This is a genomic window from Rhizobium sp. 3T7 (assembly GCF_020166565.1).
Taxonomy (GTDB): domain Bacteria; phylum Pseudomonadota; class Alphaproteobacteria; order Rhizobiales; family Rhizobiaceae; genus Rhizobium.
Genome location: NZ_JAIQXS010000008.1, coordinates 77,298 through 93,859, shown reverse-complemented (window position 1 = coordinate 93,859; position 16,562 = coordinate 77,298). Strand labels below are relative to the sequence as shown.

The window sequence follows — 16,562 nt, the reverse complement described above, 5'->3', positions numbered from 1 at the left end:
AAGGTAGCATCCGGGCGGTCTTACCGCAACTTTCGGTCGTTTTAGCTTAGAAGTAGCTCTGCAGCGGACGAACTTCCAGGTTGCCGGCCCGCAGTGCCTTGATCGCCTGCGCGGCGGCCTCGGCTCCGGCCATCGTCGTGTAGTAGGGCACCTTCTGCATGAGGGTAGCCCGGCGCAGCGACTTCGAGTCGGAGATTGCCTTGTTGCCGTCGGTCGTGTTGATCACGAGCTGGACCTGGCGGTTGCGGATGGCGTCTTCGATGTGTGGGCGCCCTTCCAGGACCTTGTTGATTTTCGTCGAATCGATGCCGTTTTCAGCCAGAAAACGCTGCGTGCCGCCGGTTGCGAGAACCTTGAAGCCTTCGCCGACCAGAACGCGGATGGCCGGCAGGACGCGCGGCTTGTCCTCGTCGCGGACGGAAACGAAGACAGTGCCTTCACGCGGCAGTTCGACGCCGGCACCGAGCTGCGACTTGGCGAAGGCCAGTGCGAAATCGGTGTCGAGACCGATGACTTCGCCGGTCGAGCGCATTTCCGGGCCGAGCAGCGTGTCGACACCCGGGAAGCGAGCGAACGGGAAGACGGCTTCCTTGACGGCGATGTGCTTCAGCGTGCGTGGATCCGGCTTTTCGCCGTAAGCGGCAAAGGTCGCGTCGAGCTTCTCGCCGGCCATGACACGCGCGGCGATCTTGGCGATCGGCGCGCCGATGGTCTTGGCGACGAAGGGCACGGTGCGCGAGGCGCGCGGGTTGACTTCAAGCACGTAGACGGTGCCGTCCTTGATGGCGAACTGCACGTTCATCAGGCCACCGACGTTCAGAGCCTTTGCCATTGCCTTGGCCTGGCGCTCCAGCTCGTCGATCAGTTCCTTCGAGAGAGAACGCGGCGGCAGCGAGCAGGCGCTGTCGCCGGAGTGAATGCCGGCCTCCTCGATATGCTCCATGATGCCGGCGACGTAGACGTCGTCGCCATCGCAAAGGCAGTCTACGTCGACTTCGATGGCGTTGGTTAGGTAGCTGTCGAAGAGCAGTGGGTTCTTGCCAAGCAGCGTGTTGATCTGGCCGGTCTTGTCGTTCGGGTAGCGCTGCTTGATATCCTCAGGCACCAGCTCCGGAACGGTGTCGAGTAGGTAGGTCTGCAGCTGGCTCTCGGCGTGGATGATCTGCATGGCGCGGCCGCCGAGAACATAGGATGGACGCACGACCAGCGGGAAGCCGATCTCAGCGGCGACGAGGCGGGCCTGCTCGACCGAATAGGCAATGCCGTTGTTCGGCTGGTTGAGGTCGAGCTTCATCAGGAGTTTCTGGAAGCGGTCGCGGTCTTCGGCAAGGTCGATCATGTCAGGCGCGGTGCCGAGGATCGGGATGCCGTTCTTTTCGAGTGCTTCGGCAAGCTTCAACGGTGTCTGGCCGCCGAACTGGACGATGACGCCGACGACTTCGCCCTTTTCCTGCTCCGCGCGCAGGATTTCGATGACGTCTTCGGCCGTCAGCGGCTCGAAATAGAGGCGATCGGAGGTGTCGTAATCGGTCGAGACCGTTTCCGGGTTGCAGTTGATCATAATCGCTTCGTAGCCGGCATCCTTCAGCGCGAAGGCGGCATGGCAGCAGCAATAGTCGAATTCGATGCCCTGGCCGATGCGGTTCGGACCGCCGCCGAGGATGACGACCTTCTTGCGGTCGGAAACCTGGGCTTCGGAGCGTGCTGCGCCGACGAAGGGGGTCTCGTAAGTCGAGTACATGTACGCGGTCGGCGAAGCGAACTCGGCAGCGCAGGTGTCGATGCGCTTGAAGACCGGACGGACGTTCAGGCGATTGCGCAGCTCAGCGACTTCCTTCGGGCGCTTTCCGGTCAGCGTTGCGAGGCGGGCGTCGGAGAAGCCCATCGCCTTCAGGGTGCGCAGGTTTGCAGCGTCGGTCGGAAGGCCATGCTCGCGGATACGCGCTTCCATGTCGACGATCGCCTTGAACTGGGCGATGAACCAGGGGTCGATCTTCGAGCCTTCGTGCACTTCTTCCGGGCTCATGCCCATGCGCAGCGCCTGGGCAACCATGCGCAGGCGATCCGGCGTTGGCGTACCGATGGCGGCGCGAATGGCGTTCTGGCTGGATTCACCTTCCTCGACATCCGGAATTTCGATCTCGTCGAGGCCGGTCAGGCCGGTTTCGAGACCGCGCAGCGCCTTCTGCAGCGATTCCGCGAAGGTGCGGCCGATCGCCATGACTTCGCCGACGGACTTCATCGCGGTCGTGAGCACAGGCGAGGCGCCCGGGAATTTCTCGAAAGCAAAGCGTGGGATCTTGGTAACGACGTAGTCGATCGACGGCTCGAACGAGGCCGGCGTCGCGCCGCCTGTGATGTCGTTTTCCAGTTCGTCCAGCGTGTAGCCGATCGCGAGCTTGGCGGCGACCTTGGCGATCGGGAAACCGGTGGCCTTCGAGGCCAGCGCCGACGAGCGCGAGACGCGCGGGTTCATTTCGATGACGACGAGGCGACCGTCCTTCGGGTTGACGGCGAACTGGACGTTCGAGCCGCCGGTCTCGACGCCGATCTCGCGCAGCACCGCGATCGAGGCGTTGCGCATGATCTGGTATTCCTTGTCCGTCAGCGTCAGTGCGGGGGCGACAGTGATGGAGTCGCCGGTGTGAACGCCCATCGGATCGATGTTCTCGATCGAGCAGATGATGATGCAGTTGTCCGCCTTGTCGCGGACGACCTCCATTTCATACTCTTTCCAGCCGAGCACGGATTCTTCGATCAGCACTTCAGTGGTCGGCGAAGCATCGAGGCCGCCGGAGACGATCTCGAAGAATTCCGAGCGGTTGTAGGCAATGCCACCGCCGGTGCCGCCAAGCGTAAAGGAGGGGCGGATGATGGCTGGCAGGCCGACGTGATCGAGCGCCTGGGCGGCGATCGCCATTGCGTGACTCATGTAGCGCTGCTTACGGTCACTTTCGCCGAGGTTCCAGTGATTCTCCAGTTCGTCCAGTGCCTTGTCGAGGTCGGTGCCGGAGAGGCTTCCCTTCAGCTTGTTACGCTCGGCCTCATGCGTCTTGCGATCGGTATCCTTGATATCGGTGGCGTTCGCCAGCATCGAGCGCGGTGTTTCCAGGCCGATGCGGGCCATGGCCTCGCGGAAGAGCGCGCGGTCTTCGGCCATATCGATTGCAGCGGGCTTCGCGCCGATCATCTCGACATTATAGCGGTCAAGGACGCCCATGCGCTTCAGCGACAGCGCTGTGTTCAGTGCCGTTTGGCCGCCCATGGTCGGCAGCAGCGCGTCGGGGCGCTCCTTGGCGATGATCTTGGCGACAACTTCAGGAGTGATCGGCTCGACGTAGGTGGCATCGGCGAGGCCCGGGTCGGTCATGATCGTTGCCGGATTGGAGTTGACGAGGATGACGCGGTAGCCTTCCTCCTTCAGCGCCTTGCAGGCCTGGGTGCCGGAGTAGTCGAATTCGCAAGCCTGGCCAATGACGATCGGTCCCGCGCCGATGATGAGGATCGATTTGATATCTTGGCGCTTGGGCATCGTCTTTTTCCGTTTCCTAGCTGCGCAGAAAGCCGGCCAGGGTGGGAGGCACCGGCCGGGTCGCGCATGTGATGGTCTTTTCAGGCTAGAAGCGGCTTATAGGCAAATGTATTTGTAAACGGAACCCCATAAATTGCGGAATCGACAGGAATTGGCGGAGCTTGTGAAGGCCTAGTCAATGTCCGGTACGACAAGCGTCCTGATCTCGCCCCGGCGGGCGGGACTGGAGATTGCTTCTACGGCGTCATTGAAGCCGATCCGGCGGGAGATCAGCGGCTCGACCTTGATGGTCCCCGATGCGATGAAATCGGCCGCGCGCTGGTGAGTGAACGGGTTGAGGAAGGAGTTCACCAGCTTGATCTCGCGGAAGAGGAGGTCGAAGGGCTCGACCCCGATCGTCATGCCCCGGGGCATGACGCCGAGGATGACGACGGTGCCGCCGCGCCGCGCAAGGCGGGGTGCCTGCTCGATCGTTTCGGCAACGCCCGCGCATTCGATGACGACGTCGGCGCCGCCCGGCAACAAACCGTCTGCCGCGATCAAGCGTGCCACGATATCGCCGGTCGAGGGATCCGCACTCGCGGTCGCTCCGAGCTTTTCGGCAAGCGTCCGCTTCTCCTCAGTGCGGGTAACGAGCACAACCTTGGTCGCTCCTGAAAGCCGGGCCAACTGCACGATGAGCAAGCCGATCACGCCGCCGCCGAGGACGACGACCGAGGCGCCTGTTCGGATTTCGGCAAGGTCGACGCCGTGGATGCAGCAGGCGAGGGGTTCGCAGAAGGCTCCGTGGAGGGGATCCAGTGCCGAGGGCAGTTCGAAGGCCTGCTGCTGCGGAATGCAGACATATTCGGCAAAACCGCCGTCGCGATGGATGCCAATCGCCTGCAGGTTATGGCAGAGATTGACGCGGCCGCGCCGACATTCGGGGCAGCGGCCGCAGGCAATGTTCGGATCACCGGTCACGCGCATGCCTGAACGAAAGCCGCTCACACCGTCGCCTACCTTTTCGATGATGCCTGTAAATTCGTGGCCGAGCGTAACGGGTGGCTTGGAAGGAAACTCTCCAAGGAACAGGTGGCGGTCGGTGCCGCAAATGCCGCAGGCCTCGATGCGAACAAGCAATTCGCCAACACCGGGTTCCGGACGCTCTACCTCGCGCAGGGCCAGCTTTCCTGTCGCTTCGAGCCGTACCGCCTTCATCGTTCGTCTCTCCTCCTCAGACTTCTTCGTGCAAGCAGGCCCGAATGGCGATATCTCGTCAAGTGGCTGCGCGTGTCGCGCTTGGTAAGCATTTATTTGCCCTGCATTTGCGAAAATATCATCGGGCCGACCTTCTTGGCGGTGCCGGTTCGTGAAAATTAATAAATAGCGCGCTTTCTATTTATCATTGCAAACCAGCAGGGCGGTTTGCTTGCAGGGGCGTCTTGAATTGACAATGTCTCAGCGTGATAAAAAGCTTGCGAGGCAGAGAACGTGGACTTTGGAGTTGCTATCGCACCTCAAGGTCCGGATGACGGCGGACGTTTGGCTCTATCTCGCCGTAGCAGTCTATTTCGTGATTGGCGTCGTGTTGCTGATCGCCGATGGCCACGCCGAGATGATGTCCTTTGGGCTGTATTTCGACCAATGGACCTATCTGTTCCTGTTCTTTATGCCTTTGATGGCGATCATCTTCGACTATGCATGGATTTTCTTTCGCTTCGACGATAGGCGAGCGCTGGCCGTGCGAAGAGCATTTTCGCCTCAGCGTTTGGCCCATCTCTTCTCGGGCATGGCGTTGCTGATGGCGCTGATGATTTTTCAGGGCACGTTCACATCGATCAAGAATCTGGCGCCGATCATTCGCGGCGGCTTTCTCTACGATCAACGGCTCGCGGATCTCGATGCCCTGCTGTCGTTCGGCCCCGATCCCTGGAAGGTCCTGCTCTCGATCGCTGGCCACGACGCCATCATCAAGATCGTGGATTGGAACTACAGCGTCTTGTGGTTCGTGGTCTGCTTCGGAACGCTCTTCTACGTGGCAACCTCGCCGCGAGCAGCGTCGATACGTGTCCGCTATATCAGCATGCTCATGCTCGTCTGGGTGGTCTGCGGAAATATTCTTGCCGGCATCTTCATATCGGCCGGGCCTGTCTTTTATGGCGCGGTGACCGGTGATGAGCGGCGCTTTGCGGAGCTGGCCACTTTTCTGACCTTGCCCGATGGTCCTACAGCCGCCAATCTGTTTCAAAGCTATCTTTGGTCGCTTCACGCGCACAGCACGTCCGGGTTCGGCTCGGGCATTTCGGCCTTTCCCAGCGTACATGTGGGGCTGATTGCCTTGAACGCATTCTTCGCGGCGGAGGTCTCACGCAGGCTGGGTATCATCGCCTTTTGTTACACCGCATTCGTAATGGCGAGCTCCGTCTATCTCGGCTGGCACTACGCAGTCGACGGCTATGCTTCGTTGCTGGTCGTTGGGATCTGCCATTTTGCTCTTAGAAGGCTGCTTGAGCGCAAGCCAGGATCGGTCGCAACCGCGCTTCACGGTGCGGTCGCAACCGCTTGACCGTTTGAATAGCGAAGGCCGATTCCTCCGTCGTCGGCGGCCACAAGCGCTCTCCCGGGTAGCTGGAATTTCCCAACCGCCGAGATATATACATAGCGACCGAAGGTTTAGCCCGGGGGAACCGTCATGGAATGGAAAGGCCGGCGCCAGTCCGACAACATCGAGGATCGTCGCAGCGATCCTTCCATGGGCGGATTGGGCAGAGGAGGAGGCTTCAGTTTTCCATCCGGCGGCGGCATGGGTCGACGTGGCGGCGGGCTGAGCATCGGCACCATCATCTTCCTCGTCGTCATCTATTTTGTCTTCAAAGCCATGGGCATCGACCTGCTGCAGATCATGGATGGCGGCATGACAACAGGCGGACCGGGTTACGAGCAGAGCGAATCGGGAAGCCAGACGCCCGCCAATGATGAAATGACTGCATTCGTTCGTACAGTGCTTGCCGAGACTGAAGACACCTGGAATGGGATCTTCCAGTCTCAGGGGCTTCAGTATGAGGAGCCTCGCCTCGTTCTCTTCTCCGGACAGACGCAGTCTAAATGCGGTTTTGCCTCGGCAGCGACCGGGCCGTTCTACTGCCCGAGCGACCACAAGGTCTACCTCGACACGGCCTTCTTCAACCAGCTAAGCCGCCAGTTCGGCGCCTCCGGCGATTTTGCCGAAGCCTATGTGGTGGCCCATGAGGTCGGCCATCATGTTCAGAATTTGCTGGGCATCCTGCCGAAATTCAATCAGGCGCGTCAGCGCATGAGTGAGGCGGACGCCAACAAGATGTCGGTTCGCGTCGAACTGCAAGCCGACTGCTTTGCCGGCATCTGGGGCAAATTCACCGAGCAGAAGGGCATTCTCGAGGCCGGCGATCTGGAGGAGGCGTTGAATGCAGCCCAGCAGATCGGCGACGACACCTTGCAGAAGCGCAGCCAGGGCTATGTGGTGCCGGAAAGCTTCAACCACGGCACCTCGCAGCAGCGGGCCCGATGGTTCAAACGCGGCTTCGACAGCGGGCAGTTGTCCGCCTGCGATACGTTCTCAGGGCCGATCTGAAACAGCCTCTTCTGAGCTGGCCGCCGCTCGGGGGCATTCGTCGATTTCGTCAGGCGCGAGCAGCGCAAAGGCCGCACAGGTCTGCCTTTGTTCCGGTTCTCGATCAACATAAGTCGTGAGCCTATCAAAAGATTTGAAATGTTCACGGATTGTTTCGCTAATGTACGTGAGCTATGTAACATGACCGGCGACGAGATCGTCTTTTCAGAAAACAACCTACTGTAGAGATGTCTGATGCTCGATCCGAAATTCGTTCGTCGCGGCCTCTTCCTCGTCTTCATGATCCTGTTTCTCGACGTGATCGGGATTGCGATCATCATGCCGGTGTTGCCGGCCTATCTCGAGCAATTGACCGGCGGGTCCGTGAGCGACGCAGCTCTCGATGGCGGCTGGCTGCTTGTTGTCTACGCAGTCATGCAGTTCCTGTTCGCGCCATTCCTCGGCAATCTCAGCGACCGCTTCGGACGGCGCCCCATCCTGCTTCTGTCGGTCTTGACGTTTGCGATCGACAACTTCATCTGTGCGGTGGCGACGAGCTTCTCGATGCTCTTCATCGGTCGCGCGCTGGCTGGCTTCAGCGGCGGCAGCTTTGCGACCTGTTCCGCCTACATCGCCGATATTAGCAATGATGACAATCGCGCTAAGAATTTCGGCTTGATCGGCATTGCGTTCGGCGTTGGTTTCACGATCGGGCCTGTCATCGGCGGTTTCCTCGGAGAGTTCGGCCCCCGGGTGCCGTTTTTCGGGGCTGCGGCTCTTTCGTTCGCAAATTTCGTTGCCGCCTACTTCATGCTTCCCGAGACCTTGGAGGCAAGGCATCGTCGGGCGTTTGAATGGAAGCGTGCCAATCCGCTCGGCGCGCTGAAGCAGATGCGCAGCTATTCCGGTATCGGGCCGATCTGTGCGGTCATGTTCCTTTTCTGGCTGGCGCATGCCGTCTACCCGGCTGTCTGGTCCTTCGTGTCGACCTACCGCTATGGCTGGAGTGAAGGCCAGATTGGGCTCTCGCTCGGCATTTACGGCATTGGCGCCGCCTTCGTCATGGGCGTCATCCTGCCGAAAATCGTGCCCGTGCTCGGCGAGTGGAAGACAGCCGTCCTTGGCCTATCTTTTTCCGTCGTTGGACTGACGGGCTACGCCTTCGCCTGGGAGGGCTGGATGGTTTACACGGTGATCGTGCTGACTGTGATGGAGAACGTCGCTGATCCGCCGCTGCGAAGCATAGCAGCCGGCAAAGTGCCGCCGTCGGCGCAAGGTGAGCTGCAAGGGGCGCTTACAAGCCTCAGCAGCATCACCACGATTATCGGACCACTGATCTTTACGCAGCTGTTCGGCTACTTCACGAGGCCAGAAGCACCGGTGCCGTTTGCCGGAGCGCCGTATCTGCTGTCGGCGATCATCATCCTGATCGCGGCCATCGTGTTTTTGGCGAGGGTGCGTACGGTCAAGGCCGCAGACGTCGTCGGGCAGCCAGCCGAATGAGCCATCAGAATTCGTGATGCGATGATGAATTTTTCATCATTTGCATAGTTTTGAGTAGTTCTTTGCGGGGCTTTGATCTAATCCGTCTTGATGTTTTGCCGCAATTGCGGCCGTCACCGATTCAATCACAGGAAAAGTGTCATGGACACGCCGATCGACGCGCGCAAGCTTGCGCCGAAAACCGATAACCATTGGGCTGCGCATTTCCGCGCCACGCTGGCGCTCGGAATCCCGCTGATCGGCGCGCAGTTGGCTCAGCTCGGCATCCATACGACCGACGTGATGATCGTGGGGCGCCTCGGCGCTGAAAGTCTTGCCGCAATGGTGCTTTCGGCGCAGTTCCTGTTCACGATCCTCGTCTTCGGCTCGGGTTTCGCCATCGCGGTCATACCGATGGTTGCGCAGGCCTACGGCAGGGGCGACGTCGTCAGCGTGCGCCGGTCGCTGCGCATGGGTCTTTGGGTCGTGCTCGCCTATTGGGTGATCATGCTGCCGGCGTTCTTCAACTCCGAGCGGATACTGCTCGCCGCCGGGCAGAAGCCCGAAGTGGCGGCACTGGCGCATGGCTACATCCTGATCGGTCAGTTCGGTGTGTTGCCGGGCCTGCTTTACAACGTCATGCGCTCGCTCGTCAGTGCGATCGGCAGAGCGGCGGTCGTTCTCAACGTGACGATCGCGATGCTGGTGCTGAATGCCTTCTTCGCCTATGCGCTGGTGCTTGGACATTTCGGCTTTCCGGCAATGGGCCTCGAAGGAGCAGCGATCGTTTCGGTCGCCGTGCAGACTGCCGGCTTCCTGTTTATCGTTGCCTATGTGCAAAGCAGGGAGGACACGCGACGCTACGAGATTTTCGTGCGGTTCTGGCGTCCCGACTGGAAGGCATTCTGGGAGGTCGCGCGTCTCGGTCTGCCGATCAGCGTCACGCTCCTCGCCGAGGTAAGCCTCTTTACGGTTGCCTCGTTGCTGATGGGGCATATTGGAACGATCGAGCTTGCGGCCCATGGTATCGCGCTGCAATGGGCTTCGATCGCCTTCATGATCCCGCTCGGCTTGTCGCAGGCGGCAACCGTTCGGGTTGGTGTGGCGCACGGGCAGGGCGACTACACTGCGGTCGTTCGAGCCTCGATCGCAGTGGTCGTCATCGCCTGCCTGATCGCGAGTGCCGGAGGCATCCTGTTTGCTGTCGCTCCTGAGTTCCTGGGAAGCTGGTTCCTCGATACGAAGCTGCCGGAGGCGCCGCAGGTGCTTGCCTATGCCGGGCCGCTGATCGTCGTAGCAGGGCTCTTTCAGTTGGTCGATGGCCTGCAGGCAATCGCCAATGGCCTGCTGCGTGGGCTGAAGGATGCACGCGTGCCGATGATCCTAGCACTGATTGCCTATTGGCCGATCGGCTTCTTCCTTGCCTGGGCCTTTGCGTTCCCGCTTGGCTTCGGCGGTATCGGCATCTGGTTCGGCTTTTTGGTCGGGCTTGCGGCGGCAGCCGTGATGCTTTGCGCGCGCTTCTACCTGCTTCTGCGCAGCGAGAAGGATATGGCCGGCGCCTAGCCGGCCAATTCGGATCAAGCCGCGATCGGCTTGTAGTTGGCGATGTCGGCACGAATGCCGAGCCGTTCGAATAGCGCTTGCGGATCGAAGTTTCGCGCACGGTGGGCGGCCTGCACCACGGCCCTTACCCGGTCGATCACCTCCGCACTTTCCCATTGCGCGATCGTCACGAAGTTGAACTCGCCTGGTCCTGAAACCTGCTCCAGCACCTGATGGCTGATGAAGCCTTCTTGCGCCTGCAAGACTTCGTGCGTTTTCAGCACGTTCATCAGGAACTCCTCGCGCGCTGCCTCCGGAACAGCAAACTTGTCGATCCGGTAAAACGCTCCGCTCATCCTTGTCTCCTTTGCCTGGATGTCACCAAGGCGGGTGTAATTCCTCAAGTTAAGTTGAGGTCAATAGGCCGAAACGAAAAGACCCGCTCGATAGCGGGCATTCAAACTGCGCGAGATGGACGGTCGCTGCGCTCGGCGAGCGCCTCCTTTCACCCTCAGGCGCGGCTGCCGCTGCTAGTAGTTATACATCGACATCGGATCATTGACGCAGGCGTAGTCCAGGAGACACTGCCGCCCGGTGCCGTCCCGCAAACTGGCAGTACTCAGCTTGTCTCCAGGCCCGCATTGGGCGGGCGGATAGCGGAAGTTGCGGCCCCCGAAGCCGAGGCGCACATAAACCTTCTTAGATTGGCGGATAATCTGCGCAAGCTGAGCGCAGCTGTAATCCTTTGCATCGACCTTCACGGGCCCGGCGGCAAGAGATACCGTCGGGAGCAAGCACGCAACTGCCAAGATTAAGCATCTCATGGCTGCCTCCCTGACCGAAGGTCAGTAAATCAGCACTCTCGACACTATTCAAACGGATATCGCGTGGCCGCAGCCATCGTTAAGCGCAACAGCTCAACAAAGAAAAAGCCCGCTCGCATGCGGGCTCTCGAATTGCTGGAACGGCTGTGTCTCAGCGCTCGGCGAGGGCTTCCTCGCCCTTCTTCGCACGCACCAGATTGATGAAGCGGCGGAAGAGGTAGTGGCTGTCCTGGGGCCCCGGGGAGGCTTCCGGGTGATGCTGCACCGAGAAGATCGGCTTGCCGGCGACGCGCAAACCGCAGTTGGTGCCGTCGAAGAGAGAAACGTGAGTCTCCTCAATACCCTGTGGCAGAGACTTCGTGTCGACCGCGAAGCCGTGGTTCATCGAGACGATCTCGACCTTGCCTGTGGTGTGGTCCTTCACCGGATGGTTGGCGCCGTGATGGCCCTGATGCATCTTCTCGGTCTTGGCGCCGAGAGCGAGGCCCAGCATCTGATGGCCGAGGCAGATACCGAAGACCGGGATGTCGGTCTTGATCAGCTTCTGGATGACGGGAACGGCATATTCGCCGGTCGCGGCCGGGTCACCCGGGCCGTTCGACAGGAAGATGCCGTCCGGCTGCATGGCCAGCACGTCCTCGGCGCTCGTCGTTGCCGGCATCACCGTGACCTTGCAGTCGAGGCCGGCAAAGAGGCGCAGGATGTTGCGCTTGACGCCGTAGTCGAGGCAGACGACGTGATACTTGGCATTTTCGGAGGCGAGCTCGCCGTAGCCCTCGTTCCAGATCCAAGGGGTCTGCGCCCATTGCGACGATTGGCCGGACGAGGCGATCTTGGCGAGGTCGAGACCTTCGAGGCCGCTCCAGGCCTTGGCTTCCGCCTTTAACGTCTCCACGTCGAACACCCCGTTCGGGTCGTGGGCGATGACGGCGTTCGGCGAGCCGTTCTCGCGGATCCAGGCCGTCAACGCGCGGGTGTCGACGCCGCACAGGCCGATGATGCCGCGGGCCTTCAGCCACGCATCGAGATGCTTGGCAGCGCGGTAGTTGGACGGCTCGGTGATGTCGGCCTTGAAGATGACGCCGACGGCGCCGTGGCGTGCCGCGGGCGTCAGGTCTTCGATGTCTTCGTCGTTGGTGCCGATGTTGCCGATATGCGGGAAAGTGAAGGTGACGATCTGGCCGAGGTAGGAGGGATCGGTGAGGATTTCCTCGTATCCGGTCAGCGCTGTGTTGAAGACCACTTCGGCCTGGACCTTGCCGGTCGCGCCGATGCCCTTGCCTTCAATGACGGTTCCGTCTGCGAGAACGAGCAGGGCGGTCGGCTTTTCGGTTGTCCAGGGTGCAGTTGCGGTCATCTTCATCCCGTTTCCGGCAGCCATACGTCCTTGGGCAACGTTGGCCGGCCATTTGGTTCGCAAGCATATGCGCGCGGCAAGGCACGCGCTCTCAGGCCTGATCACGAATTTTTGGTGCAGGTGGCGGTAAATAGCCACGCTAATGCGCGAGGTCAATCTTTGTAGCGCACATTGTGCCGGTTTTCTCGCGCTTTCTGCCGCCTGTTTCCGCAATTTATTTGATCCCATGCATTCGCGTGGTTTATGAAGCGGCATTCAAACAGGAGTGATTACAATGTTGCGCGATCAACTCGCCGCCGCCCTCAAGGATGCCATGAAGTCCAAGAACGCCGAACGGCTTTCGACCGTTCGCCTGATCCAGGCAGCGATCAAGGACCGGGATATCGCCAATCGCGGCGCCGGAAAGGAAGAGGCTGGTGACGACGAGATTCTGCAGATCCTCGCCAAGATGGTGAAGCAGCGCGACGAATCGGCGAAGATCTATGAGGAGAACGCGCGGCCGGAGCTGGCCGCGAAGGAGCGTGCCGAGATTGGCGTGCTTCAGGACTTCCTGCCGAAGCAGCTTTCGGACGCGGAAGTGCGCACCAACATCGCCGCGATCATCGCTGAGATCGGTGCGGCGGGCCCGAAGGATATGGGCAAGGTGATGGCCGTTTTGAAGGAGCGCTATGCCGGCCAGATGGACTTCTCCAAGGCATCCGGCGCCGTCAAGGAACAGCTGAACTGATCAGCGCAGGCTCGCCGTCTTCCTGGCGGCGGGCCCCAGGACCGCCTCTGCGGCGGCATCGACAACCGTGAATTTTGCCGCCTGATATCCCCAATATTCCATGACAAAAGCGCGCGATATCCAAGTGTCGCCCTTATAGGGCGGCTGGGTCCAGCCCACGCTTCCCATTTCGCACGCCTGCGTCAGCAGGCGCTTCAGATGCGTGTTGGAGATCATGAACTGGTCACGGATTTCCTTGAGCGACAGCGGCCCGATGTAGGCCCGCTCCGAGCTGCGATCGAAGGTGTCGATGCGGCTCATGAGGTAGTCCATGATCAGGCCGCCGGAATTGGCCCAGTTGAACAGGCTGTATGTTGCGCCGGGGTCGCGCACGGCGTCGCTATCGATGATCGCCTTGGAAATCAGCGGCTGTATCTTGGAAAAGGCTGCCGGGTCGGCGTTGATACGGTCCAGCCGGTTGCTGCCGTCCAGACTGTCGAGAATGAAAAGATGCGTGGCGAGCCACCTGAAAAAGTGCTCGTGGGCAGTTTCCGTTGGCTCCAACAGGCGCGTGCGCTTGTCGCTTGTACTCTCGACCGGGCGAAGGAACCGGTATGTGAGCATTTCCTGGATAAAGGCTGCGGCGGTGTTGCGGCTGGCAATCTTGTTGGCCACGACGAAGGCGATGAAACGGCCGGAATAGAGGCCGAGTTTCGGTTCGCCAGGGTAGCCGAAATGAAGGGCGAAGCCGGCATGGGCCATCAGCCAGCGCTGTTGCGCGGCAAAGATCGATGCGATGCGCGGGCTCTCGCGATAGATCGACAGCATTTCGCGGGCGCAATGCAGCACGGCCACGAAGAAGGCGTCGCTTTCTAAAAAATCTTCAACTTTATGTGGCATGCGACCATCCCGATAGGTCGCTTTCATTAGGCATCGGACGATAACTGTCAATGCCTTCCGCGGTCGATAGTGGCGGCGGAAATATCAAAAATTAAACCCTTGGGTGAAATTAAAGAAGGCAGGAGCTGGGGGTGCTCCTGCCTTCTTGCTCTTTGCTTCCGGTGGCGACGCAGGACCGAGATCCAAGCCAACGGTACTTGCAAAGACACCCTTGCGAGGCGGCGCCGGGGGTAGGGATGGTGCCTCGCACGGGGATCGCTGTGTTGGCTGTGAAGTTATTGCGACGCGGCAAGTGATTCAAATTACAAAAAAATAATGATTGGCGAGGGAGGCTGCCTTAGATGTGTCATTCGTGCCTGAGGCTGTGGCATTGCGACGGGCAATCATCATTTCGAGCAATTGCGAAGCTGTTGTTCCGTCATCGATTTTTGACGATTGGCAAAAAACGAGTGGCCGGAACGCTGGACTGGCATACACGCAAAACGCGGGTTGCGGTTTTCAGTGTCGCACCCCATGTCGCAGGGGTGGTAACGTATTTTTGAACGCGCATTCCTGGAGATTTTTCAAGCCGCGAAGCCCTGTGAATAGCGCGTCCTTTGGCCAAATGCCGTGGCATGTGCCGATGAACCTGCTTATATGGACCCAGCTAAGAGGTTCACATGCGCTTTTCCAACTCCTTTCTCGACGAGATACGCGATCGTGTGCCGATTTCGGACGTGATCGGCCGTCGTGTGAGCTGGGATAAGCGCAAGACCAACGTCTCTCGCGGCGATTATTGGGCCTGCTGCCCGTTTCACGGCGAGAAGTCGCCGAGCTTTCACTGCGAGGACCGCAAGGGGCGCTACCACTGCTTTGGCTGCGGCGTAACCGGCGATCACTTCCGATTCCTGACAGATCTTGAAGGACTGAGCTTCCCGGAGGCCGTGCAGCAGATCGCCGATATGGCAGGCGTTGCTATGCCGATTGCCGATCCGGTCATGGAAAAGCGCGAGAAGGAGCGCACCTCGCTTCTCGACGTGATGGAGCTTGCGACCAAGTTCTTTCAGGATCAGCTACAAACGGCAAACGGCGCGCGGGCGCGCGCCTATCTCCGCGATCGCGGGCTGACTGGGCGGACGATTGAGACGTTCCGGCTTGGCTTCGCCCCCGACAGCCGCAATGCCCTGAAGGAGTTTCTGGCAGGCAAGGGCGTTGCCAAGGAGCAGATCGAGGCTTGCGGTCTGGTGGTCCACGGCCCCGACGTGCCGGTCTCTTATGACCGTTTCCGTGACCGCATCATGTTTCCGATCCTGTCGTCCCGCGAGAAAGTGATTGCCTTCGGCGGGCGGGCCATGTCTGCCGACGCGCCGGCCAAATATCTCAATTCCAACGAGACGGAGCTCTTCCACAAGGGCAATGTGCTCTACAATTTCGCGCGCGCCCGCCGGGCGACGCAGGGCGCCAACGGCGAGGGCACGATCATCGCCGTCGAAGGCTATATGGACGTGATCGCGCTGCATCAGGCCGGCGTCGAGAATGCCGTCGCGCCGCTTGGCACCGCATTGACCGAGAATCAGCTCGACCTCCTCTGGAAGATGACGCCGCAGCCGGTGCTTTGCTTCGATGGCGACGGCGCCGGCATTCGCGCTGCCAATCGCGCCGCCGATCTGGCGCTCCCGCATATCAAGCCGGGGCGCACCGTTCGCTTTGCCCTGCTGCCAGACGGCAAGGATCCTGACGATCTGGTGCGCAACGAGGGGCGCGCGCCCTTCGACAAGGTGATGAGCCAGGCCAAGCCGCTGGCTGAGATGATCTGGGGCCGTGAAATCAATACTGGGCAGTTCGAGACGCCTGAAGCGAAGGCGGAGCTCGAAGCGCGGTTGAAGCAGCTCGTCGCCGTCATTGCCGATGAGAATGTCCGCCGTCACTACCAGCAGGACATGCGCGACCGGCTGAACGGCTTCTTTCAGCCGCAATTCCAGAATCGTAGCAACGAGCGGCGAAGCTTCGATCGCGGCGCCGGCCAATCCCGCGGCCGTGGCGGGGAGGGCGCGCGCGGCGCGCGCCTGTCCGGCGGCGGCATTTCCGATCGGCTGGCCCGCTCCGGTCTGGTTCGTGGCCATCAGGAAACACCTGCCTTGCGAGAAAGCGTGCTGGCGCTGACGGTCATCAATCATCCAGCCTTGATGCAGGACGAATATGACGAGATCGCCTCGATCGATTACGACAACCGCGAGCTTCAGCGGCTCTGGTCCGTCATGCTCGGGGCTGCGGCCGCCGTTGCCGGGCCGCATCTGACGCGTGAGTATCTGCTGGAGCGCATGGAAGAGCAGGGTTTCGGTCCGTTGCTGCAGGGGCTTGAGCAGCAGATTCGCAATGCCCGCCTCTGGATCGCTACATCGGAAGCGGCGATGGAGGATGCACGGGAGGGGTATCGGCAGGCTCTCGCCTTCCATAAGCGTGCCAAGGCTTTGCGCTTTCAGAAGATCGAGCTTGAGCGCGAGATCGCCGAGGCGACCGAAGCCGGCAACGGCGAGGTGATCGACCAGTTGATGCGCGCTTTGCAGGAGGTCCATTTCGAAGGGCTTCGCCTTGAGAACCAGGAAGCGATCATCGATGGTTTCGGCGTGCTTTCCGGCCGCGTCAAGGGAGCGGCGAGCCATTGA

General features: G+C 60.5%; 12 protein-coding genes. 6 read left to right on the top strand and 6 right to left on the bottom strand.

The window, feature by feature from the left end:
- Positions 1-46: 46 nt before the first annotated feature.
- Positions 47-3,532, bottom strand: a complete 3,486-nt coding sequence (carB, locus tag K9B32_RS13860; RefSeq protein ID WP_224563023.1) for a carbamoyl-phosphate synthase large subunit — start codon at positions 3,530-3,532, stop codon at positions 47-49.
- Positions 3,533-3,703: 171 nt separating this feature from the next.
- The gene (locus K9B32_RS13855) at positions 3,704-4,732 is read right to left on the bottom strand and encodes a zinc-dependent alcohol dehydrogenase family protein (RefSeq protein WP_224563022.1); all 1,029 of its coding nucleotides are present in this window, start codon (positions 4,730-4,732) and stop codon (positions 3,704-3,706) included.
- 310 nt (positions 4,733-5,042) lie between these two features.
- On the opposite strand from K9B32_RS13855, the gene K9B32_RS13850 reads away from it, so the two are divergent.
- From K9B32_RS13850 to K9B32_RS13835, 4 genes are all read left to right on the top strand, one after another.
- Positions 5,043-6,080: a phosphatase PAP2 family protein gene (locus tag K9B32_RS13850; RefSeq protein ID WP_224563020.1), complete on the top strand. Its 1,038-nt coding sequence runs from the start codon at positions 5,043-5,045 to the stop codon at positions 6,078-6,080.
- Positions 6,081-6,206: 126 nt separating this feature from the next.
- Positions 6,207-7,124 carry a neutral zinc metallopeptidase gene (locus K9B32_RS13845; protein WP_224563019.1) on the top strand — a complete coding sequence of 306 codons (918 nt, stop codon included), beginning with the start codon at positions 6,207-6,209 and terminating at the stop codon, positions 7,122-7,124.
- Positions 7,125-7,358: 234 nt separating this feature from the next.
- The gene (locus tag K9B32_RS13840) at positions 7,359-8,606 is read left to right on the top strand and encodes a TCR/Tet family MFS transporter (RefSeq protein WP_224563016.1); all 1,248 of its coding nucleotides are present in this window, start codon (positions 7,359-7,361) and stop codon (positions 8,604-8,606) included.
- 141 nt (positions 8,607-8,747) lie between these two features.
- Positions 8,748-10,151: an MATE family efflux transporter gene (locus K9B32_RS13835; RefSeq protein WP_224563013.1), complete on the top strand. Its 1,404-nt coding sequence runs from the start codon at positions 8,748-8,750 to the stop codon at positions 10,149-10,151.
- A 14-nt stretch (positions 10,152-10,165) separates the two neighbouring features.
- Here K9B32_RS13835 and K9B32_RS13830 read toward each other — a convergent pair whose 3' ends face one another.
- From K9B32_RS13830 to carA, 3 genes are all read right to left on the bottom strand, one after another.
- Complete coding sequence (locus tag K9B32_RS13830; RefSeq protein WP_224563010.1) at positions 10,166-10,486, bottom strand: antibiotic biosynthesis monooxygenase family protein; 321 nt, start codon at positions 10,484-10,486, stop codon at positions 10,166-10,168.
- A 174-nt stretch (positions 10,487-10,660) separates the two neighbouring features.
- Positions 10,661-10,954: a hypothetical protein gene (locus tag K9B32_RS13825; RefSeq protein ID WP_224563007.1), complete on the bottom strand. Its 294-nt coding sequence runs from the start codon at positions 10,952-10,954 to the stop codon at positions 10,661-10,663.
- Between the two features lie 151 nt (positions 10,955-11,105).
- Entirely contained in the window at positions 11,106-12,311 is a 1,206-nt protein-coding gene (carA, locus tag K9B32_RS13820) for a glutamine-hydrolyzing carbamoyl-phosphate synthase small subunit (RefSeq protein ID WP_183719336.1), read from the bottom strand.
- Positions 12,312-12,585: 274 nt separating this feature from the next.
- On the opposite strand from carA, the gene K9B32_RS13815 reads away from it, so the two are divergent.
- Complete coding sequence (locus K9B32_RS13815) at positions 12,586-13,038, top strand: GatB/YqeY domain-containing protein (protein ID WP_224563004.1); 453 nt, start codon at positions 12,586-12,588, stop codon at positions 13,036-13,038.
- Here the strand turns inward: K9B32_RS13815 and K9B32_RS13810 are convergent, their stop codons facing one another.
- On the bottom strand, positions 13,039-13,917 hold the full coding sequence (locus tag K9B32_RS13810) for a hypothetical protein (protein WP_224563002.1): 879 nt from the start codon (positions 13,915-13,917) through the stop codon (positions 13,039-13,041). It lies immediately after the preceding gene.
- A 659-nt stretch (positions 13,918-14,576) separates the two neighbouring features.
- On the opposite strand from K9B32_RS13810, the gene dnaG reads away from it, so the two are divergent.
- The gene (dnaG, locus tag K9B32_RS13805; RefSeq protein ID WP_224562999.1) at positions 14,577-16,562 is read left to right on the top strand and encodes a DNA primase; all 1,986 of its coding nucleotides are present in this window, start codon (positions 14,577-14,579) and stop codon (positions 16,560-16,562) included.